Here is a 21,435-nt window from a genome sequence, read left to right as displayed (position 1 = left end):
AGACCTGAACGAAACGAGAATTGTGTTACCCATGTCGTCGGTCTGAACCGTTACCTATGTTGCCGGTTGCTCAGGGGTGAGGGGGAGTCTCCGCGGGGGAGGTGACAGTTGCACTCGCGGAGAGTCCCCCTCACCCGGATCGCATCTGGCGAGGCGCTCCGGCCTCTCCCCGCAAGCGGGGAGAGGCGAAGAAGCTACTCCTCGTCATCCTTCTTCCGCAAAAGATCCGTCGCCAGATCCGACAGCTTCGGTGGCGGCAGTGCCGCGAACGGCAGCGGCCTTGTCACGTCGATCGCGGCGAGGCCCAGCCGTGCCGTCAGCAGTCCATTCAGCACGCCTTCGCCCAGCCGCTGCGACAGTTTTGCCGCGATGCCGTGGCCGAGCATCTGCTGCACCAGGCTGTCGCTCGCGGCCATGCCGCCGGTGATGGCGAGGTGGGCGATGACGTGGCGGAGCAGGCGGATCATGCCGAGCGCGCCGGGACGGCCGCCATAGAGGTAGGCGAGCTGGCGGATCAGGCGCAGCGCGGCCACGAACACGAACAGCACGTCGATCGCCGCGCGGGGCGAGACCGCGGTGACGATCGAGACCTTTTGCGCCGCTGACGACACCAGCCGCCGCGCCTCGGCATCCAGCGGCGACATCAGCTCGCGCTCGGCGAGGCGGATCATGTCGGCGCCGTCGATGATCTCGCCGGCATGGCTTTCGAGCGTGGCGCGGGCGCGCGCAAGCTGCGGGTTCTGATGCGCGATCTTCAGGAGATCCTGCACGATGACGCGGCTCTCCTTGCGGTCGTCGCTGGCGAGCACGGCCGCAGCGCGCTGATGCAGCTTCTCGATGGTCGCAAGACGCGCCAGCCCGAATGCTTCGCGCCCGATCACGACGGCAAGCGCGAGGGCGGTGACGAAGGCGAAGGAAAGGCCGACGAAGCCGAGCGTTTCACTGCGCGCAAACAGGTCCTCGATCAGATGGACCACCCCGAGCCCCGTGCCGAGCAGCGTCAGCCCGGCAAGGCCCGACCAGAGCAGTGTGCCCCAGGGAAAGCCGCGCCGCGCCGGCAGCGCGGCTTGCACCGGCACCGGCAGCGCCTGCGGATCGTGCTCCGGCGTGATCTGGATCGTCGCGCGGGCGAGGCGGCTGGTCTCATCGGCCTCGGTGACGACGACGCCGGGATCGTCGAGCCGGAACGTTGCCGGCCGCCGTGGCTTCGATCGGTCGTTCATGACAGCTTGTCTCCGATCAGGAACTGCAAGGCACGGTCGAGGCGGATATGTGGCAGCACGGGTTCGTCCGTTCCCTCGCGTTCGAGCTTGGGCGGACGGAAGCGCAGGAAGCGGAAATCGCTTGCCTCGGCGGCTTGCGTCGAGAGGCCCTGGAATGCCTCCCTGCCGTTGAACAGCGGCTCGGGATCCAGCGGCAGGTCGCCCGGAAAGGTCGCAACCTCGGTGTTGCCGTCGAAGAACTCGCCGCCGGCACTTTCGCCCGCGGCCGGTGTTCCCAGGATCGACGGCAATTTGTCGCGGCCATGGGCGACCTGTGCTTCGCGCGTGGCACGCACGGCGGCGAGCGCCACCACGTCGATCGCGGCGCCGGTCGTTTCCGCGCGCGCGACGGCGCGGGCGACCGCGCGGCGCAGCACAGCCTCGAGCCGGTCGTGGCTGGAATGATGCAAATGGTCCGCCTTGGTCGCCGCGAACAGGATGCGGTCGATACGTGGCCGGAACAGACTGGAGAGGATGGTGCTGCGGCCGATGTTGAAGCAATCGAGAATGCCGGCGAGCGCGGCTTCGAGATCGTGCAGCGCCTCGGGGCCGGAATTGAACGCGGCGAGCGCGTCGGCCAGCACGATCTGGCGATCGAGCCGTGCAAAATGATCGCGGAAGAACGGCCGCACCACGACGTCCTTGTAGGCGTCGAAGCGCCGCACCATCATCGCCCACAGCGATCCCTCGCCCGCCTGACCGTCCACGGGCACGTCGAGCGGCGCAAAGGTCAGCGCCGGCGTATCGGCGAGGTTGCCGGGCATCAGGAAACGACCGGGCGGCAGCAGGCTCATGGCAAAACGCTCGTCGCGGCAGGCACGCAAATAGTTCGTAAAGAGTCTTGCGGCCGTGAGCGTCGCCTGCTCGTCCTCGCGCGCCTCGGGCTTCAGCGTTGCGAGATGTGCGTGCCATTCGGCCGCCAGATGCGCGCGCGGCGCCTCGCGCGACAGCGCCAGGCTCTCCGTCGACCATTGCTCGTAGCTCTTCTGCAGCAGCGGCAGGTCGAGCAGCCATTCGCCGGGATAGTCGACGATGTCGAGCGTCAATGTGCGGTCGGCGCCGTTCGGGCGCTGGTAGTCGATGACGAGCCTGAGCTCGCTGATGTCGACGGTGGAGTTCGGCCAACGCCGTTCCTCGACCAGTGCGCGCAGATGGTTTTCATAGGCAAAGCGCGGCACGGCATCATCGGGCTGAGGTGCCAGATGCGCCCGCGCGATCCGGCCCGAGGCATAGGCCTCGAACACCGGAAACCGGCCGCCGCGCGTCAGCCCGTGGATCAGCGCGGTGATGAATACGGTCTTACCGGCCCGCGACAGGCCGGTGACGCCAAGCCGCACGGTCGGGTTGAAGAAGTGCTCGCCATAGTCGATCAGCGCCCGGGCCGACAGGCGCGCCTCCTCGACCATATCCTGGAAACTGAATGCCATATGAACGTGAGGGGGCTCGGGCGAGGGATACGCAAAACGGATTAGTCACAAAGGTGGCAACTACCTGAAGAAAATCAAGCTTTCATACTTCCACCGCGTTTGTCGGCAAATCAGCCGTTTGAACGACGCACAGGTCCCGAAAGACCCATAGAAGAGGGCATTGCCTCAAGCTTTCTCGGATTGCCATGACCGTCTTCCAGTTGAAGCAGCTTGCGTCCTCCTCCGTCCACGTCGCCGCCGACGTGATCGGCTGGGATTACGACCGCGCCGAGCTGATCGCCGATGGCGTCGTCCATGCGATCGGCGTTCTCTTCGGCCTCATCGCCGCCACCGTGCTGGTGGTGCTGACGGCGGTCTATGCCGATGCCACCAACATCGTCGGAGTCTCGATCTATGCCGCCGGGCTGCTGTCGATGCTGGTGCTGTCGGCGACCTATAATCTCTGGCCGGTATCGCCGGCCAAATGGTTGCTGCGGCGGCTCGATCATTCGGCGATCTATCTCCTGATCGCCGCGACCTACACGCCGTTCATCCTGGAGGTGAAGGACAGCGTGCTCGCGCTGGTGCTGCTCGCGGGCGTCTGGTGCGTCGCCATTCTCGGCATCGTGCTGAAGCTTTTTTATCCCGGCCGGTTCGACCGCGTCTCGGTCGGCATCTATCTGGCGATGGGCTGGAGCGGGGTGATGCTCTATGGCCCCGTGGTCAACGCGCTGCCGGCGCTGGTGCTGGGCTTCATCCTTGCCGGCGGCCTGCTCTACAGCTTTGGCGTGATCTTCCACGCCTGGCGGCGGCTGCGCTTCCAGAATGCGATCTGGCACGGCTTTGTCTTGGCCGGTGCGGCGTGCCATTATACCGCGGTGCTTGACCTCGTGTTGAGCTGAACTGGAACCGCGGCGCGGAATAAGCGGCGTGGTATAACGCGGTACAAGACGATACGAGACAAGAGGAGACGTCGCATGCAGGTGACCGGCAAGGTCGTGGTCGTCACGGGCGGCGCCAACGGCATCGGCAAGGCGCTGTGCGAGGCTTTTCACAAAGCCGGTGCCGCCAAGGTCGTCGTCGCGGATATGGACGCCGCCAATGCGCGTGCCGTCGCTGCCATGGTCGATGGTGCCGCCTTCAAATGCGATGTCGCGCAGGAAAAGGACATCGCCCACGTCATCGAGGAGAGCGAGCGGCAGTTTGGCCCGATCGAATTGTTCTGCTCCAATGCCGGAATCGGCGGCGGCTTCGATCCGATGTCGGTCAATGCCGGTGGCGCCTCCGACGAGCCGTGGCAGCGCAGTTGGGCGATCCATGTCATGGCCCATGTCTATGCGGCGCGGCATCTCATTCCCCGCATGAAGGCGCGCGGCGGCGGCTATTTCCTCAACACCATCTCGGCCGCGGGTCTGTTGTCGCAGGTCGGCAGCCCGGCTTATTCGACGACGAAGCATGCTGCGGTCGGCTTTGCCGAGAACCTCGCGATCTCGCACAAGGCCCACAACATCAAGGTCTCGATCCTCTGTCCGCAGGGCGTCGACACCAACATGCTGCGCTCGATCCCGAAGGGCCCGCAATCCGGCGACGGCGACCTCACGCCCGAGCAGGTCGCCAAAGACGTGCTCGCCGGCCTCGAGCAGGAGACGTTCCTGATCCTGCCACACCCCCAGGTGCTCGGCTACATGCGCAAGAAGACCGAGAATTACGACCGCTGGATCGGCGGCATGGCCAAGATCCAGGCGAAGATGCGGGAAGAGTTCGGGAAGTGACTGAGAGGTCGTCCCGGGGGCGATGCAACGCATCGAACCCGGGATCTCGAGATTCCAGGCCACCACTTGCGCCAAACAATCGGTGTCGTCCCGGCGAATGCCGGGACCCATAACCACAGGGAGAGATTTGGCGAAGACCGGTAGTTGCCCGTCCCGTGGTACTAACACCTTCGCTTCATCGATAAATCACGCGGTATGGGTCCCGGCCCCCGTGCGCAATTGGGTACTAGGCCGGGACGACGCTGGTGGCTACGCCACCACCTCCTCCATCCGACTCTCCCTCAGCGCCCGCGCATAGAGCATCATCCCTTCGCGCACGGTGCGTTGCTCGGCCGCCGTCAGCGCCGCCAGCGCACCGCGCACCTGCTGCCGACCGAACGCGTGCAGCGCCTCCAGCGTGCGCCGTCCCTTCGCCGTCAGTGACAGCAGCTTGCTGCGCGCATCGAGCTCGTCCGGCGTCTCACGCAGCTCACCGCAATCGATCAGCTTGCGCACCAGGCGGCTGACGCTGGATTTCTCCAGCCGCAGGAAATCGCCGAGCTCGCCCGAATTCATGGGCCCGCGGATGCCGATCTCCAGGATCGTGTGCACGGCCGAGGGCGGATAGTCCGAGGCCGCCACCGTCGCATCCATGAAGCCGAGCTCGCGCACCATCAGCCGCGAGGCGGCGCGGATGTCGTCGACCAGCGCAAGCTCGGCCATCTCTTGACTCCTCGGGTATAGTTGTATCATACAACTATATGTGCGCAACGCCGCGCGCAAGCGTTTTGGAGCGGACCATGACCGGAACTTTGCCAACCGGGATGCGGATGATGGGCAAGATCTGCCTGGTCACCGGCGGCGGCAGCGGCATCGGCCGCGCGACGGCGCTACGGATGGCGTCCGAAGGAGCGGAAGCGGTCATCGTTGCCGGCCGGCGCGAAGCCGAGATCGAGGCGACCGCAGTAGCGTGCCGAGAGCTCGGCGCGGAGGCGATCGCGCTCAAGACCGACATCACGCGCGAGGACGACGTCGCGCGCCTCGTCGGTACCGCCGTCGAGCGCTGCGGGCGGCTCGACGTCGCCTTCAACAATGCCGGCTTCCAGGAGCGCCGCGCGCCGCTGCAAGAGCAGGGCACCGACATCTACGACAGCGTGTTCGACACCAATGTCCGCGCGCTGTTCCTGTGCCTGCGCCATCAACTGCCGGCGATGCTGGCGCAGGGGCGCGGCAGCATCGTCGTCAACGCCTCCGTCAGCGGCCTGCGCAATCCCAATCCCGGCTTCTCGCTCTATTCGGCCTCCAAGGCTGCCGCGATCTCGCTGACGCGTTCGGCGGCGATGGAGAACGCGCCGCGCGGCATCCGCATCAATGCCATCGCCCCCGGCCGCGTGGTCACCGACATGATGCTGCGCGCCGGCGTCGGCGATGTCGCAACCGTCAGCGCCGGCCTGCCGCTGCGCCGGATGGGCAGCCCGGAGGAGGTCGCGGAAGCCGTGGTGTGGCTGTCGTCGGACGCCTCGTCGTATGTCGTCGGCCACGTGCTCGCGGCGGACGGGGGATTCTTGGCGTCGTAGTTACGGGTGGTGGTGCGGCAAATTTGATGTCGTCCCGGCCCCCGTGCGCAATTGCGCACGAGGCCGGGACGACAACTCAATGCTTCTGCCCGTACAGCACCGGCACCGCGGAGTCCACGACCACCTCGACGAGGCTCGTGCCCGCAAACGCCATCCCGCGCTTCAGCGCCTCGCCGAGCTCCGCCGCCTTGCTCACCCGCATCGCATCGCACCCCATGCCCTCGGCGAGCCTGACAAAATCGATCCCCGGCAGCTCCAGTCCCGGCACGTTCCGCACCTGCATCACCTGACTGAACGAGCGCATCGCGCCGTAGCCGGAATTGTTGATGACGACGACGGTCAGCGGCAGCTTGCGCTGTGCGGCGGTCCAAAGCGCCTGGATCGAATACATCGCCGAGCCGTCCCCGATCAGGCACACGGTGCGCTGCTTCGGCTTGCCCAGCGCCATGCCGACCGCTGCGGGCAGCGAATAGCCGAGACCGCCGCTCGACATGGTGTAGAAACTGTCCTGGCCGCGCATCGGCATGAATTTTTGCATCGCGGGGCGGTGTGAAGGGACTTCCTCGACCAGCGAGGCGCCGTCGGGCATCGCCTGCGACAGCGCGTGCAGCAGGAATTCGACGGGGAGCGGATCGGCGGCTTGCGGCGCCGGCGGCAGCGTGCGGCCTTTTGGCGTGGCGCGCCTGCTCTCCGGCAAGAGGTCGAGAAGCATGCTGAGGGCCGGCTTCATCGTCGCGATGATGCTGGTGCCGACGGGCGTCACCGCTGCCGCATCCGCATCATCCGTGATCTGGAAGATCGTCGCGCCACCGTCGAAGATCGCGGCGTGGCCCTCGACATGGAAGGTGAAGACCGGCGCGCCGATGACGACGACGAGGTCGTGCTCGCGCAGCGAGTCGGAGAGCTGTGCCGGCGAGGCATGCAAAAAGCCTGCGAATTGGGGATGCTGCTCCGGGAACGAGCAGCGCGCCGAGAAAGGGCTGACCCAGACGCTCGCCTTGGCCTTCTCGGCGACGCGCACCATCAGATCGACCGCGCCGGCGCGATCGACGCCGGGCCCGACCACGAGCGCAGGATGTTTTGCGGAACCGAGCGCCGCGACCAGCGCCTTCATCGCCTCCGGCTCGGGACCGATCTCGCGGCTCAGTTTCCGCGCCTCGACCGGCGCGCAGGCATGGGCCCAGTCGTCGATCGGGATCGACACGAAGGTCGGCCCGCAGGGCGGCTGCATCGCGGTGTAATAGGCGCGTGCGATCGCGGCAGGCACGTCCTCGGCCCGCGCCGGCTCGACGCTGTATTTGACGTAAGGCCGCGGAAACTCGGAGGCGCGTTCGGCATAGAGGAACGCCTGCAAGGGCAGGATCGAGCGCGCCTGCTGGCCCGCGGTGATCACCAGCGGCGTCTGGTTGCGATGTGCGGTGTAGATGTTGCCGAGCGCGTTGCCGACGCCGGCCGCCGAATGCAGATTGACGAAGCCGGCATTGCGCGTCGCCTGCGCATAGCCATCGGCCATGCCGACCGCGCTCGCCTCCTGCAGCGCCAGCACGTAGTCGATGTCGTCGGGCCAGTCGCTCAGGAACGGCAGCTCGGTCGAGCCGGGATTGCCGAACACCCTGTCGATGCCGAAGGAGCGCAGCAGCTCGAGCGTCGCCTGCTTGACGGTGACGGACTTGCTGCCGGTCTTGCCGTTCTTGGCCATGGTTTCCATCCCCTGTTGTTTATGGAAGGTAGCAGCCTCATCCCGTCATTGCGAGGAGCCCTTGCGACGAAGCGATCCAGACTGTCTCTTCGGAGGGATTCTGGATTGCTTCGCGGAGCCTGTCATCGGGCCGCGCTTCGCGCGGACCCGTTGGCTCGCAATGACGAGGAGAAACAGCGGTGGCTACCACACCGCCGTGCCCTTCATCGTCGGCTGCCCTTCCGCATTCGCGGTCCACAGCTCCATGCTCTCGCCGCTGTCATTGGCGTTGACGGAGAATTCGCTGCCCTCGAACAGCGGCTGCACGCCGCGATAGGTGAATTTCTTCGGCGCCCTGCCGCCATGCAACTTCGCCGCCATCTCGATGATGAGCGCGGCCTGCAGCGGCCCGTGGAAGATCAGGCCCGGATAGCCCTCGACCTTGGTGACGTAGTCGCGGTCGTAGTGGATGCGGTGGCCGTTGAAGGTCAGCGCGGAATAACGAAAGAGCAGCACGGGATCGGAGACATGGGTCTCGCGATGCTGCGCCTTGGGCGGCGGAGCCGGCGCCTTGCCGGCAGCCGGCGCGCTGCTCGTCATCTCGCGATAGACGATGTCCTGCCGCTCGCGGATGGCGGTGCCGCGCGGGGAGGAGATGCTGTGCTCGACCGAGACGAAGCACAGCGTGCCGGTCGATCCGGTCTTCACCTGCACGTCGGCGATGCGCGAGGTCCGCGTCGATTCATCGCCGACGCAGAGCGGCTGCAAAAACTCGATCTCGCCGCCGGCCCACATTCGGCGCGGCAGCGGCACCGGCGGCAGGAAGCCGCCGCGGGTCGGGTGGCCGTCGGGCCCCAGCATCGACATCGGGAACACCGGCTGCGCCAGGCACCAATGCACCGTGAGCGGGGCGGCGTCGCCCTTCCTGGGCTCGCCGACCTCCTGGAACAGCGTCGCGCGCAGGCCCATGACGAGCTGCGCGGTGACGATGTCGGTGGCCTCCGTGCTGCGGCCGATCCATTGCCGCAGGTGATCGATGTCGAGCTTCTCGGTCATGATGCCTCGCTCTGCTACTTCTTGGGATTTTCGCCGATCGCGGGCACGGCACCATAGCTGCGCGTCTCGCCGACGACGATCGGCGCCGGCGCGGGATAGCTGACGCGTCCGTTCGGCGTGTCGACCTCGATGCGGCGCAGATGCGGATGGTTGGTGAGGTCGGCCATGGTATTGACCTCGGCAAAGGCGATGTCGGCATCCGACAGCCGCTTCAAGAGCTCGTCACGCGTCTTCCTGCCGAAGATGTCCGCCACGGTCTTGTCGGTGAAATCGCGGTTGCGCACGCGCTCGACCATGTTGGCGACGCGCGGATCGGCCGGCAGATCCGGCTGGTCCAGCACCTTCGCGCACAGCGTCTTCCACTCGCGCTCGCTCTGGATCGAGATCAGGATGTCCTTGCCGTCCTTCGAGGTGAACACGCCGTAGGGCGCGATCGAGGGATGGCGCAGGCCCATGCGCTTGGGCGGATTGCCGGCCTCGGCGTTGAGCAGCGGCACCGTGCACCAGTCCGCCATCACGTCGAACATGGAGATGCGGATGTCACAGCCCTTGCCGGTGCGCCCGCGCGCGATCAGCGCTTCCAGGATCGCCGCGTGCGCGGTGGCGCCGGTCGCGACGTCCACGATCGACATGCCGACGCGCGAGGCGCCATCGGGGTTGCCGGTGATCGAGGCAAGCCCGCTCTCGGCCTGGATCAGCAGATCATAGGCCTTGCGGTGGGCGTAGGGGCCCTCGTCGCCATAGCCGGTGATCGTGCACGAGATCAGCTTTGGATAATCCTTCAAGAGCCGCTCGCGCGAAAAACCGAGCTTGTCCATCGAGCCCGGCTTGAGGTTTTGAATGAGCACATCTGCGCTGGCGATCAGTTTCTCCAGCTCGGCGCAGCCTTCTTTCGTGGCAAGATCGACCACCGCCGATTGCTTGCCGCGGTTGAGCCACACAAAATAGCTGCTCTGGCCCCTGGCCGCCGCGTCGTAGCCGCGGGCGAAATCGCCCTCGGGCCGCTCGATCTTGATCACCTCCGCGCCGGCATCCGCCAGGCGCGAGGAGCAGAACGGCGCCGCCACCGCCTGCTCGACCGCAATCACCCTGATTCCGTCAAGTGCTCCCATGGCGCAGCCTCAGTACGAGCGCGGCATGCCGAGCACATGCTCGGCGACGAAGGACAGCACGAGGTTGGTCGAGATCGGCGCCACCTGATAGAGCCGCGTCTCGCGGAACTTGCGCTCGACGTCGTATTCCTCGGCAAAGCCGAAGCCGCCATGGGTCTGGATGCAGGCATTGGCCGCTTCCCAGGACGCATCCGCCGCCAGCATCTTGGCCATGTTGGCCTCCGCGCCGCAGTCGAGCCCGGCCTCGTATTTGCGCGTTGCTTCCTTCACCATCAATTCGGCCGCGCGCATCGAGGCGTAGGCCTTGGCGATCGGGAACTGGATGCCCTGGTTCTGGCCGATCGGCCGTCCGAAAACGCTGCGCTCCTTGGCGTAGTTCGTCGCCTTGGCGATGAACCATTTGGCGTCGCCGACGCATTCGGCGGCGATCAGGATGCGCTCGGCATTCATGCCGGAGAGGATATAGCGAAAACCCTTGCCCTCCTCGCCGATCAGATTCTCGGCCGGCACCTTCATGTCGGTAAAGAACACTTCGGTGGTGGCGTGGTTCATCATGGTGCGGATCGGGCGGATCTCGAGGCCATTGTTCTTGGCCTCCCTCATGTCGACGATGAACACGGAAAGGCCGTCGGTGCGCTTCTTGGCCTGCTCCTTCGGCGTGGTGCGCGCCAGCAGCACCATCAGGTCGGAATGCTCGGCGCGGCTGGTCCAGATCTTCTGGCCGTTGACGATGTAGCTGTCGTTGCCTTCCTTGCGCGCAAAGGTCTTCAGCGAGGAGGTATCGGTTCCGCTGGTCGGCTCGGTGACGCCGAAGGCCTGCAGGCGCAACTCGCCGCTCGCGATCTTCGGAAGATATTTTGCCTTCTGCTCGGCATTGCCGTGCCGCAGCACGGTGCCCATGGTGTACATCTGGGCATGGCAGCCGCCGCCGTTGCAGCCCGCGCGCTGGATCTCTTCGAGGATCGCCGCCGCCGCGGACAGCTTCAGCCCCGCGCCGCCATATTCTTCCGGGATCAGCACCGAGAGATAGCCGGCCTCGGTCAGCGCATCGACAAAGGCCTTCGGGTAGGCCATCTCGCGATCGAGCTTGCGCCAGTATTCGCCGGGAAACTGCGCGCAGAGCTTTGCGACGGCTTCGCGGATATCGGCGTGATCTTCGGTATGGTGTTCTTCACTCATGGCGTTTCCCGTATGTAGCGGCAGTTAAGATAACGCCGGCCCATCCTCAGGCGTTGTGAAAACAACGCCAGCTCCCTATGCTCATTTGTTATAGCGTATGGAGCAGCCTTCGAGGGTTGGCAAGCATGGATTTCCGGCAGCTCAGGACCTTCAGTTGCGTGGCGGAGCTCGGCAGCCTGTCCAAGGCTTCCGACACGCTGCGCGTGGCGCAGCCGGCGCTCTCCAGGCAGATCAAGCTGCTGGAACACGAGCTGCGCACCGAGCTGTTCACCCGCAACGGCCGCGGCATGGTGCTGACCGAGGCCGGCCGGCTGCTGCTCGCCCGCACCTCCGGCATCGTCCGTCAGATCGACCAGATCCGCGATGACATCCAGTCGGCGAAGGGGCCGCCGTCCGGCCAGGTCGTGCTCGGTCTGGTTCCGACCGTGAGCTGCGTGCTGTCGGCGCGCTTTGCGCGGCGCTGCGTCGAGAAGTTTCCGGGCATCTCGCTGCGCATCGTCGAGAGCTACAGCGGCCATCTGGTCGAATGGCTGCATCGCGGCGAGATGGATCTTGCCATCCTCTATGGCCGTTCTGCCGACCTGCATCTCAACGTACAGAGCCTGGGACGCGACACCATCGTCGCGGTCGGCCCGCGCGGCTGCGGCCTCGCGCGCAAGAAGAGCGTCGACATCGGCTGGCTGTTGCGGCAACGCCTGGTGCTGCCCAGTCACTCCCACGGTCTCCGCGCGCTGATCGAGCACGCCGCCGCCCAGCGTAAGATCAAGCTCGACGTCCAGCTGGAAGCAGATTCGTTCCGCGTGCTGACCAGCCTCGTCGAGGAAGGGCTCGGTTTCGCGTTGCTGCCGCCCTCCTCGGTCCACGGCGAGGTCGCGGAGGGGCGGCTGGAAACCACCGCCGTGTCCAAGCCGATGACGCGCGAGCTCATTTTCGCCTCTCCAATCGACCGCCCGCCCTCGACGGCCTCGCTGGCCGTCACCGCGCTCCTGCGCGAGGAGGTCGCCGCCTGCCGCAAGGAAGGCGTGTGGGACATCAAGTTGAGTTAGATGCCCGTGTGGTAGAACAGTCGGGCGCCGACTTGCCTTCGCATCTGGCGCGACCTGTCATGCCGAAATTTTATAGCTGGGCCAGAGGCGCTCATGCGCATCCCGGAACTCGTCATTGCGAGCGCAGCGAAGCAATCCAGAGGCCCTCCGCGGTGACGGTCTGGACTGCTTCGCTGCGCTCACAATGACGGCGGAGGGAGCCTACCCCGGAATCCGCACCGGCAGCGACTCGTACCCCTTGATGAAGCTGGAATAGATCCGCTTGGGCTCCCCGACCACCTCGATGCGGTCGAACCGCTTCAGCATCTCCTCCCACACGATCCGCAGCTGCAATTCAGCAAGCCGCATGCCGACGCAGCGGTGAATGCCGAAGCCGAAGGAGAGATGGGTGCGCGGGCGCGGGCGGTCGATGATGAAGTCGTTGGGATTCTCAAACATCTCGTCGTCGCGATTGCCGGAGACGTACCACATCACGACGCGGTCGCCCTTCTTGATGTGCTTGCCGCCAACCTCGGTATCCTGGAGCGCGGTGCGCCGCATATGCGCGAGCGGCGTCTGCCAGCGGATCACCTCCGGCACCATGGAATCGATCAGCTCAGGGTTGGCACGCAGCTTGTCGTACTGCTCCGGGTTCTCGTTCAGCGCCAGCACCGAGCCGGTCATGGTGTTGCGCGTGGTGTCGTTGCCGCCGACGATAAGCAGGATGATGTTGCCCATGAGGTTGTCGGGGTCCATGTAGCGCGTGGCGTCATTATGGGCCATCAGCGACAGCAGGTCGTTGCGCGGCGCGGAGTTGACGCGCTCGTTCCAGAGCTTCGACATATAGGCGTAGCACTCGTCCATCTCGCGGCGGCGCTCCTCGGCCGAGGCGACGATGCCGCTCTTGGGCAGCGCGGTGGAGACGTCGGACCAGCGCGTCAACTTGCGCCGCTCCTCCCAGGGGAAGTCGAACAGGGTCGCTAACATCTGCGTCGTCAATTCGATCGAGACGCGCTCGACGAAATTGAAGGTCTCGTTGCGCGGCAGATTGTCCAGCACGGTCTGCGAGCGCTGGCGGATCAGTTTTGCCAGCTCGTCCAGGTGTAGCGGCGTGAACATCGGCGACACCGTCTTGCGCTGCGCCGAATGCCGGGGCTGGTCCATCGCGATGAAGCTCGGATAGTCGTAGCCTTCCGGCACGTCGCGGATCGAGATGCCGCCGAGCGTCGAGTCCGAGGAGAAGATGCCGTGGTTGGTGTCGACATGCATGATGTCGTTGTATTTCACCACCGACCAGTACGGCTCGATCGGCGCGTTGGTGCAGTAGTGCACCGGCTCCTCCTTGCGCAGGCGCTCGAACCACGGCCACAGCGTGTCGTCCTGGAATAGCCGCGGCGCGCCGGGATGGAACTGCGCCAGCGGCGTCGCATAGGCCTCCTCGCGCGCCCTGCGCATGCGTTCGGCCTTGTCCACTTTAACCGGCGCTTGGATGTTCATGGTCGTGGCTCCAGTGTTTCTCTCTTTTTGCCTCTCCTCGCGCCTGTCCGCCGAAGCTTTGGCGAAGGCGGATGCGGGGAGGGGGAGGTTTCCTACGCCGCAATCTTCACCGGCAACGTCTCAAGTCCCTTCACAAAACTCGAATAGACCCGCTTGGGTTCGCCGACCACGTCAATATGGTCGAAGCGCTCCAGAATCTCTTCCCAAATAATCTTGAGCTGGAGTTCAGCAAGCCTGAGGCCGACGCAGCGATGGATGCCGAAGCCGAAGGAGAGATGCGTACGCGGGCGGGCGCGGTCGATGATGAAATCGTAGGGCTTTTCGATCACCTCTTCGTCGCGGTTGCCCGAGACGTACCACATCACGACCTTGTCACCTTTTTTGATCTGCTTGCCGCGGAACTCGAAGTCGGAGAGCGCCGTGCGCCGCATATGCGCCAGTGGCGTCTGCCAGCGGATCACTTCCGGCACGAAACTGTCGAGCAGTGCGGGGTTCTCGCGCAGCTTGCGATATTGCTCCGGATGCTGGCTCAGGGCGTAGATCGAGCCCGACATCGTATTGCGCGTGGTGTCGTTGCCGCCGACGATCAGAAGCACGAGGTTGCCGAGGAAGTTCTTGGCGTCCATGTCGCGCGTCGCGGCGCCATGCGCCATCATCGAGAGCAGGTCGCTCTGCGGCGGTTGTTCGATGCGCTCCTTCCAGAGACGGGCGAAGTAGCCGGCGCACTCCGTCAGCTCGGCCTGCCGCTCGTCCTCGGTCGCGACGAGGCCGTCGGGGCCGGGAATGGTGGTGGCGACGTCGGACCAGCGCGTCAGCTTGCGGCGGTCCTCCCACGGGAAGTCGAACAGCACGGCCAGCATCTGCGTGGTGAGCTCGATCGAGACGCGGTCGACCCAGTCGAACACCTCGCCGCGGGGCAGGTTGTCGAGGCACTCGGCCGAGCGCTTGCGGATGTTGAGCGCGAGATTGTCCAGGTGCGTCGGGGTGAACATCGGCGCCACGGTCTTGCGCTGCGCCGCATGGCGTGGCGGGTCCATCGAGATGAAGCTCTCGCGGCGCAGATCCGGGTCGATGTCGCGGATGGTGATGCCGCCGAGCGCGGACGCAGAGGAGAACACCGAATGGTTGGTCTCGATCTCCATGATGTCGTTGTAGCGCGTCACCGACCAGTAGGGTCCGAACATCGAGTCCTTGCAGTAGTGCACCGGATCTTCCCGGCGCAGCCGATCGAAATAGGGCCAGAACGTATCGGTCCTGAACAACTCCGGATCGCCCGGATCGAATTGCTCCAGCGGCAATGTCGACGCGCGCTCGCGAAGTGCATCGAGCTTGGACGCGCTCTCGATGGTCCCATGCATGACCGTTCTCCCTGGTGGTCCCTCGCGCGCTTTTTATGAATTCTGCGCTGCGGTATTTGATTTGCAATTACAGCCGGTTGTCTGCGCCGGAGCAAGGGAGACTTTTGCCACATCCAACCCTTGCGAGAGGGGCCGCGCGACATCTCCGGCGTGACCTGCCGCACGCCGTTCGTCAATGAAATCATGCAAGAAATCGACCTGGAAACGAGTAAATCGAACCCGCCGATCTTGGGGATCGACCAATCTGTGATCTATAAGTTTGACCCCGACAGGCCCGCACCCCGAGGTTGCCGCCGTGAACGATATGCAATGGACCCCCATCGGCTCCGAGCCGGTCCCGCCGCCGCTGCCGCCGGCGCGGGTGGATTTCACCGGCAGCCGGTCCGGATTCCTCAACATGGTCACCAAGGGCGCCATGCTGGAGCTGGTCACCTTCGGCTTCTACCGGTTCTGGCTGGTCTCCGATATCCGGCGTCATCTGTGGACGCACACCGCGATCGACGGTGACGCCGCCGAATATACCGGCCGCGGCAAGGAGCTGCTGGTCGGCTTCCTGTTCGCGCTCGCGATCCTGGTGCCGATCTATCTGGCCTATTTCCTCATCGGCATCGAGTTCGAGCGTTGGCAGGGATTTGCCTCGACACCGCTGTTCATCAGCTTCTACGCTTTCGGCCAGTTCGCGATCTTTCGCGCGCGGCGCTATCGCCTGACGCGCACAGTCTGGCGCGGCGTGCGGTTCTGGATGGACGGCTCGGGCTGGGCCTATTCGTTCCGTGCCATGGCGTGGGGCCTCCTGGTGTTCCTGACCCTCGGCCTGGCGCTGCCCTGGCGCGAGGCTTCACTCGAACGTTACAAGATGCGGCACACCCATTACGGCGATCTGCGCGGCGATTTCGAGGGTGACGGCTGGACCTTCTTCAAGTGCGGCTGGTGGCTGTGGCTGCTCAGCCCGATCGCGCTGATCATCTTTCCGCTCGCGCCGTTCTTCTATGCCGAGTTCAAGGCGCGTGAGTGGCGCTGGTGGCTGGATGGCATCCGCATCGGCGGCGTCAGCCTGTCCTCGGAGCTTCCGCACAACGCGTTCTATGGCCTGTACTGGAAGGTGATCGGCTGGTGGGTGCTGCTCTCGATGATCTTCGGTGCCTATCTCGGCGGCGCCACCGCGCTCGTCGTCCAGCTGAGCGGCCTCTCGGCCGAGCAGGTGTTCGGGTCCGGCGATCCCGCCAAGAGCATCCCGATGCTGGTGATCATGGTCATCGGTTACTTCGCGGTCGCCCTTGCCATCAACATCGTGATGCGCGTCTATCTCCAGCGCGATCTCTGGGCCAAGGTGCTGGAGACCGTCGAGGTGCACAACATCGCCGCCGCTGCGGATGTGCGCGGCAGCGGCGAGCTTGCCAGCGCGCTCGGCGAGGGCTTTGCTGACGGGCTCGATGTCGCGGGATTCTGAGCTGTGAGTGAGTTGTCCACCGAGGCCCCGGCGCAGTCGGCCAAGCCGACCATCTTCTTCGACGGCGAATCGAGCCGCAGACGGCAGGTGACGCTGACGCTCGGTGACGCGCTGGAGATCCGCGAGGAGGGTGGAGCGCCGGTTCGCTGGGCCTTTGCCGACATCCGCCGCGCCGACAGTCCCGCCGGGGTCTTGCGCCTGGCTTCGACGTCCGCGCCGCCGCTGGCGCGGCTCGAGATCCGCGACGCGGCGCTTGCCGCCGACGTGACCGCCCGCTGCATGCGGCTCGACGAGCACCAGACCTCGCGTCGCGGGATCACCAAGATCGTTGGCTGGTCGGTGGCCGCAGCCGTCTCCATCGTCTGTGTCGTCTTGTTCGGCGTGCCGCTCGCCGCCGACCGTCTCGCGCCACTAGTGCCCAAGCCGATCGAGCGGCGCATTGGCGATGCGTCGGAGGTCCAGGTGAAGACGATCTTCGGCCGCAACGCCTGCGAAGATCCCGCGGGGAAGGCCGCGTTCGTCAAACTCGTCAATCGCCTGCGCGATGCTGCCGGCCTCGACGACGATTCCATGACGGCGGGCGTGCTGCCGAGCGCGGTGCCGAATGCGTTCGCGCTGCCGGGCGGCAAGGTCTACGTGCTGAAGGCGCTCATCGACAAGGCCGAAAGTCCCGACGAACTCGCCGGCATCCTTGCCCACGAACTCGGCCATCTCAAACACTACGACAACATGCGCGGGCTGATCTACAACGGCGGCACCTCGTTCCTGATTGGCCTGTTGTTCGGCGATGTCACCGGCTCGTCAGCGGTGATCTTCGCCTCGCGCAGCGTGGTCGAGGCCTCCTACTCGCGCGAAGCCGAGACCGCCGCCGACACCTTCGCCATCGAGATCATGCACAAGCTCGGCCGCTCGCCAAAACCCGCGGCCGAGCTGATGTTCCGCATCACCGGCAAGGAAGGCGGCTCGGGTCTGGCAAATATCCTCGCCAGCCATCCGCTCACGGAAGACCGCCTCGCCCGCATGACCAAGGAAGACCGTCCCGCCAGCGGCCCGCCGCTGCTGACGGACAAGGAGTGGCAGTCGCTGAAGGGCATTTGCGGCAGCGGGAAGGTTTGACCTTGGCCGCCTATCGTGTCCCGTAAGCGCGGTCGCCGGCATCGCCAAGGCCCGGCACGATAAACCCGTTCTCGTCGAGACCTTCGTCGACCGCTGCCGTCCAGATCGGCACGTCCGGATGGAAACCGCGCAGCCGTTCGAGGCCTTCGGGCGCTGCGATCAGGCAGGCGAGGCGGATGTCCTTGGCGCCGCGCTCCTTCAGCCTGTCTACTGCCGCGACCGCCGTGTTGGCGGTGGCGACCACCGGGGTCACCACGATCGCGAGGCGCTCGCTGAGATCGGACGGCGATTTGAAGAAATATTCCACCGCGGCGAAGCTGTGTGGCTCGCGGTAGAGGCCGATATGCGCAACGCGCGCGGTCGGCACCAGGTCCATCATGCCGTCGACGAAGGTGGTGCCGGCGCGCAGCATCGGCACGAACACCAGCTTCTTGCCGGCGATCTTGGCCGAGTGCATCGTCGCCAGCGGCGTCTCGATCACGGTGTCGGCGAGCGGCAAATCGCGTGTCACCTCGTAGCACAAGAGCATGCCGATCTCCTTGATCAGCTCGCGAAACGACTTGGTCGAGATGGATTTGTCCCGCACCAGCGTCAGCTTGTGCTGCACCAGCGGATGATCGACGATCGTGACGCCTTCCATGATCGGTTGCTCCTGAAACTCACCGGATCGTCATTGCGAGCGCAGCGAAGCAATCCAGAGTCCCATCGCGGAAAGATTCTGGATTGCTTCGCTGCGCTCGCAATGACACGCTTGGCCAAAAATCTTTATCCATGACCTAGAAAACCGTGCCGTCGCTGATCACCTTGAGCGGCGGCGACCCATCGGGGCGACGTGCAAAGGCGATGGCGCGGCCGGCGGCCCAGGTGCCGCCTTCGAGGATGCTGGCGAGCGGCAATGTCTCGCGCGTGCGGCCGAGCTTGGCGCGAACCAGTTCGGCGAGACGATCCAGCAGCGCAACCGTCAGGGCGCGCCACTCCACGACGAGCAGCGAATCCACCGCATGCGCGCGTCCGGCGTCGGCGGGATCGCGCAGGCGCAGCACCTCGTGATCGACGAACAGGCCGCCATTGCGATACTCGGCAAGACCGGTCAGCCCGTCGATGTCGGTGACGGCAAACCCGGCGCGCTGCAGCGGCTCGATCAGCGAGTAGCTCAGCCATTGCGACAGCTTGTGCAGCGGCACGAGGCCGGCCGTTCCGTCGTCTGCCTTGATCGCCGGATGCCGCCAGCAATCGCCGAGCGGGACGCCCGCGTGCTCGAGCCGAGACGGCCAGATCGGTCCGAGCTGGTTCAGCACCGCCGACAGGATCGCGGGCGCGGCGATGGCGCCGCCGACGGCTTGTGCCGCGATGTGATCGAACAGCCCGCCCGGCCGTGGCGTGTCGTGCAGGCCGAACACGTCCGCCCGCTCCGCCACCTGCTTGCCCAGACGTTGCAGCAGGTCAGTGCGCCCCTCGAGTCCGAGCAGCGGATTGGCATCGCTGACCTGAAAGGCAGATGTAAGGGAGGCGAGGGGCAGCTTTGCCAGCACATCCGCATCAGCTCTGAACGGTGCCTGCGCATTGCCGGAGAAGAGCCCGCTCGCGAACATGTCGAGGCTCGCGATCGCAAGCCCCTCGGACCGGCCGATGGCTTCGCCCGTCACCGCGTCGCGATATCGCCACGCAGCGCCTGCTCCCGCATCGAGCAGCACGCTGACGATCGCAAGATCGAACTCGGCGCGCGCCCGCGCCGCGCGATCCGGCCATGAAGCGGCGTCCGCAAGCCGCGCCCAGCGGTCGACGCCGCCCAGCACAAAGTGCCGCCACCGCGCGTGGAAGGGGACATCCAGCGTCGGATAGGCTTTTCGCGTGACCGCGAGCACCGCATCGGCAACGCCATCCATGCGGCCGGGATCAACAGTGAAATGTGTGAGCTCGCCGGCAAGGCCAAGCTCTAGCATCTGTCCGGCACGCGCACGCACCGCCTTTGCGGTAAGCAGCGAACGGGCCTGCAATTCCAAAGCCTCCGCCATCGCGCGATCAGTATTTTTCCAGCGAACGCCCGACCACGCCGTTGACGTCCTTTTCCGGTGCGATGTCGGTCGAGTAATAGCCGGCCGCCTTCTTCGCGGCGATCTCGACATAGGCGTCGGCGGGGATCAGCTCCGGCGGGATCGGCACGCGCTCGACGATGTCGATGCCTTGCGAAGTTAGTGCGTCATATTTCATGTCGCTCATCGACAGGAAGCGGTCGATACGCTTCAGGCCGAGCCAGTGGATCGTGTCTGGCATGAGCTGCTGGAAGCGCGCGTCCTGGACACCGGCGACGCATTCGGTGCGCTCGAAATAGGCCGCGGCAGCATCGCCGTCCTCCTGGCGCTTGCGTGCATTGTAGACCAGGAATTTCGTGACCTCGCCGAGCGCGCGGCCCTCTTTCCGGTTGTAGACCACGAGCCCGAGCCCGCCCTCCTGCGCGCCGCGCGCGGATTCCTCGATGCCGTGGATCAGATAGGGCCGGCAGGTGCAGATGTCGGAGCCGAATACGTCGGAGCCGTTGCACTCATCATGCACACGGCAGGTGATCTTGGTGCGATGGTCCGGCAGCTTTGTTACGTCGCCGAACAGATAGACCGTAGTGCCGCCGATCGGCGGCAAAAACACTTTCATGTCAGGGCGCGTCACGAGCTCGGGGAACATGCCGGCGGTCTGCTCGAACAGCGTGCGGCGCAGCTCGGTCTCGCCGGTGCCGAAGCGCATCGCAAGGCCCGGCAGGTACCAGACCGGATCGATCGCGATCTTCACCACGGAGACGCTGCCATTGGCGTGCACGACCTCGCCGTCGGCGCGCAGCCGCTTTGCCGCCAGGGCCTCGCGGATTTCCGGCAGGTCGAGCCGCGCCCGCGTCACCGCGATGCTGGGGCGGATGTCGGCGCCTTCGGCGATCTCCTGGCGGAAGTTTTCGGCGACCAGATGCCCCCAGGGATCGAGCGCGACGATTTTTGCGGGATCGCGCCACTGCTCGAACGGCCCGATGGTCGCGGCCGGAAAGGTGTTGGTGAGATCGGGCCGCCGGATCGGATCGAGCGCGCCGGCGGACACCGCGAGCGCCCGGTACATCGCATAGGAGCCGCCATGGCTGCCGATCACGTTGCGATCCCCGGCACGCGACACCGTGCCGATGATCGGCCCGCGGGCGCGCGCGTCAGGGGCACCCCAATGGATCGGAAAGGCGGCCTTCCGGCCCGGCTCCGGATGGGAGGTCAGGCGGATGTGGTCGGTACGGTTCGCGCGGCTCATGTCCAGGCTCCCAAAAAGCCAACGGCCCGCCGCTCGGACGGGCCTGGCTCGCTTGCCTTGCCGGTGCGGACCACCGGCGACGCAAGCTCAATCCAACATATTGTAGCGGTCAGTCGCGACAGACAAGTTAATCGTGCAGGGCGGGCGGGGCCGTTCGCGGCCAAATTCCCGTCATCTGCGGGCTGGCGGACTGGCCAGAACGCGGCGCGCGCGCTGCCTGCACGAGCGATTTAAGGGATTGAAATAGTTCTATTTTTCATGTTTGCAAGGAGCGCTATTGATTTGTGCGGCGCGCGCCGAATCCTGGACAAAATCCGCGTCCGGACCAATCGTACAGATCGCCTTTGCCCTGGAGACCGCCAATGCCCACCGCCGCCTATATCGATCCCCGCATTGGAAAGCTCTATCCCCTCGACCAGCCGCGCTGGTGCTCGGACGAGCGCACGCCGCTGCTGGTCACGCCGGGGGCGGGGATTTCGCGCGAGGACATCGACAGCCGGACGCGCTCGCTGTGGCGCTACCGGGCGGCCCTGCCGGTGGACATCAAGATTCCCATCACGCTCGGTGAAGGCTGCACGCCGCTGGTCCAGCAGGCCTGGGGCGATCTGCGCCCGTTGTTCAAACTCGAATGGTTCAACCCCACCGGCAGCTTCAAGGACCGCGGCTCGGCGGTGATGCTGTCCTTCCTC

The 21,435-nt window shown here is 65.6% G+C and carries 19 protein-coding genes; 7 read left to right on the top strand and 12 right to left on the bottom strand.

Translation table 11 applies throughout. The annotated features are described in order from the left end of the window. Positions 1 to 194: 194 nt before the first annotated feature. Entirely contained in the window at positions 195 to 1,223 is a 1,029-nt protein-coding gene (locus A5906_RS30170; RefSeq protein ID WP_080138852.1) for a YcjF family protein, read from the bottom strand. Then, positions 1,220 to 2,689, bottom strand: coding sequence for a YcjX family GTP-binding protein (locus A5906_RS30165; RefSeq protein WP_080138851.1), 1,470 nt, complete (start codon positions 2,687 to 2,689; stop codon positions 1,220 to 1,222). Before A5906_RS30165 ends, A5906_RS30170 begins: the two co-directional genes overlap by 4 nt. 185 nt (positions 2,690 to 2,874) lie before the next feature. Between A5906_RS30165 and trhA the strand changes: the two genes are divergently transcribed. Together trhA and A5906_RS30155 are read left to right on the top strand one after the other, a co-directional pair. After that, positions 2,875 to 3,570: a PAQR family membrane homeostasis protein TrhA gene (gene trhA, locus A5906_RS30160; protein ID WP_080138850.1), complete on the top strand. Its 696-nt coding sequence runs from the start codon at positions 2,875 to 2,877 to the stop codon at positions 3,568 to 3,570. 75 nt (positions 3,571 to 3,645) lie between these two features. Next, positions 3,646 to 4,440 (top strand): SDR family oxidoreductase, encoded by a 795-nt coding sequence (locus tag A5906_RS30155; protein WP_080138849.1) that lies wholly within the window; start codon positions 3,646 to 3,648, stop codon positions 4,438 to 4,440. A 249-nt stretch (positions 4,441 to 4,689) separates the two neighbouring features. On the opposite strand, the gene A5906_RS30150 is transcribed toward A5906_RS30155, so the two are convergent. Beyond that, on the bottom strand, positions 4,690 to 5,142 hold the full coding sequence (locus tag A5906_RS30150; RefSeq protein WP_080138848.1) for a MarR family winged helix-turn-helix transcriptional regulator: 453 nt from the start codon (positions 5,140 to 5,142) through the stop codon (positions 4,690 to 4,692). A 77-nt stretch (positions 5,143 to 5,219) separates the two neighbouring features. On the opposite strand from A5906_RS30150, the gene A5906_RS30145 reads away from it, so the two are divergent. Further along, positions 5,220 to 5,996: an SDR family NAD(P)-dependent oxidoreductase gene (locus tag A5906_RS30145; protein ID WP_080138847.1), complete on the top strand. Its 777-nt coding sequence runs from the start codon at positions 5,220 to 5,222 to the stop codon at positions 5,994 to 5,996. Between the two features lie 76 nt (positions 5,997 to 6,072). Here A5906_RS30145 and mdlC read toward each other — a convergent pair whose 3' ends face one another. From mdlC to A5906_RS30125, 4 genes are all read right to left on the bottom strand, one after another. Then, entirely contained in the window at positions 6,073 to 7,695 is a 1,623-nt protein-coding gene (gene mdlC, locus A5906_RS30140) for a benzoylformate decarboxylase (RefSeq protein ID WP_080138853.1), read from the bottom strand. Between the two features lie 183 nt (positions 7,696 to 7,878). Continuing rightward, positions 7,879 to 8,730 carry an HTD2 family dehydratase gene (locus tag A5906_RS30135; RefSeq protein WP_080138846.1) on the bottom strand — a complete coding sequence of 284 codons (852 nt, stop codon included), beginning with the start codon at positions 8,728 to 8,730 and terminating at the stop codon, positions 7,879 to 7,881. Positions 8,731 to 8,744: 14 nt separating this feature from the next. Beyond that, positions 8,745 to 9,842, bottom strand: coding sequence for a CaiB/BaiF CoA transferase family protein (locus tag A5906_RS30130; RefSeq protein ID WP_080138845.1), 1,098 nt, complete (start codon positions 9,840 to 9,842; stop codon positions 8,745 to 8,747). Between the two features lie 9 nt (positions 9,843 to 9,851). After that, entirely contained in the window at positions 9,852 to 11,021 is a 1,170-nt protein-coding gene (locus A5906_RS30125) for an acyl-CoA dehydrogenase family protein (protein ID WP_080138844.1), read from the bottom strand. Positions 11,022 to 11,146: 125 nt separating this feature from the next. Between A5906_RS30125 and A5906_RS30120 the strand changes: the two genes are divergently transcribed. Further along, on the top strand, positions 11,147 to 12,067 hold the full coding sequence (locus A5906_RS30120; RefSeq protein WP_080138843.1) for a LysR substrate-binding domain-containing protein: 921 nt from the start codon (positions 11,147 to 11,149) through the stop codon (positions 12,065 to 12,067). Between the two features lie 201 nt (positions 12,068 to 12,268). On the opposite strand, the gene A5906_RS30115 is transcribed toward A5906_RS30120, so the two are convergent. Together A5906_RS30115 and A5906_RS30110 are read right to left on the bottom strand one after the other, a co-directional pair. Next, positions 12,269 to 13,543 (bottom strand): cytochrome P450, encoded by a 1,275-nt coding sequence (locus A5906_RS30115; protein WP_080138842.1) that lies wholly within the window; start codon positions 13,541 to 13,543, stop codon positions 12,269 to 12,271. 92 nt (positions 13,544 to 13,635) lie between these two features. Beyond that, positions 13,636 to 14,901 carry a cytochrome P450 gene (locus tag A5906_RS30110; protein WP_080138841.1) on the bottom strand — a complete coding sequence of 422 codons (1,266 nt, stop codon included), beginning with the start codon at positions 14,899 to 14,901 and terminating at the stop codon, positions 13,636 to 13,638. A 295-nt stretch (positions 14,902 to 15,196) separates the two neighbouring features. Between A5906_RS30110 and A5906_RS30105 the strand changes: the two genes are divergently transcribed. Then, positions 15,197 to 16,351: a YjgN family protein gene (locus A5906_RS30105; RefSeq protein ID WP_080138840.1), complete on the top strand. Its 1,155-nt coding sequence runs from the start codon at positions 15,197 to 15,199 to the stop codon at positions 16,349 to 16,351. 3 nt (positions 16,352 to 16,354) lie between these two features. Further along, positions 16,355 to 17,467 (top strand): M48 family metallopeptidase, encoded by a 1,113-nt coding sequence (locus A5906_RS30100; protein ID WP_080138839.1) that lies wholly within the window; start codon positions 16,355 to 16,357, stop codon positions 17,465 to 17,467. Positions 17,468 to 17,477: 10 nt separating this feature from the next. On the opposite strand, the gene upp is transcribed toward A5906_RS30100, so the two are convergent. From upp to A5906_RS30085, 3 genes are all read right to left on the bottom strand, one after another. Next, positions 17,478 to 18,107: a uracil phosphoribosyltransferase gene (upp, locus tag A5906_RS30095; RefSeq protein WP_080138838.1), complete on the bottom strand. Its 630-nt coding sequence runs from the start codon at positions 18,105 to 18,107 to the stop codon at positions 17,478 to 17,480. A 136-nt stretch (positions 18,108 to 18,243) separates the two neighbouring features. Beyond that, the gene (locus A5906_RS30090; protein ID WP_080138837.1) at positions 18,244 to 19,482 is read right to left on the bottom strand and encodes a URC4/urg3 family protein; all 1,239 of its coding nucleotides are present in this window, start codon (positions 19,480 to 19,482) and stop codon (positions 18,244 to 18,246) included. Positions 19,483 to 19,489: 7 nt separating this feature from the next. Continuing rightward, positions 19,490 to 20,746 (bottom strand): GTP cyclohydrolase II, encoded by a 1,257-nt coding sequence (locus A5906_RS30085; RefSeq protein WP_080138836.1) that lies wholly within the window; start codon positions 20,744 to 20,746, stop codon positions 19,490 to 19,492. Between the two features lie 362 nt (positions 20,747 to 21,108). On the opposite strand from A5906_RS30085, the gene A5906_RS45300 reads away from it, so the two are divergent. Next, on the top strand, positions 21,109 to 21,435 hold a 327-nt coding region (locus A5906_RS45300), incomplete at its 3' end, for a threonine synthase (protein ID WP_430642425.1).

The sequence above is a fragment of the Bradyrhizobium sacchari genome, from assembly GCF_002068095.1.
In the GTDB taxonomy this organism is placed as follows: Bacteria; Pseudomonadota; Alphaproteobacteria; order Rhizobiales; family Xanthobacteraceae; genus Bradyrhizobium; species Bradyrhizobium sacchari.
Note: the sequence above shows the minus strand (reverse complement) of the source record. Positions and strands in the feature narration are given on the sequence as shown.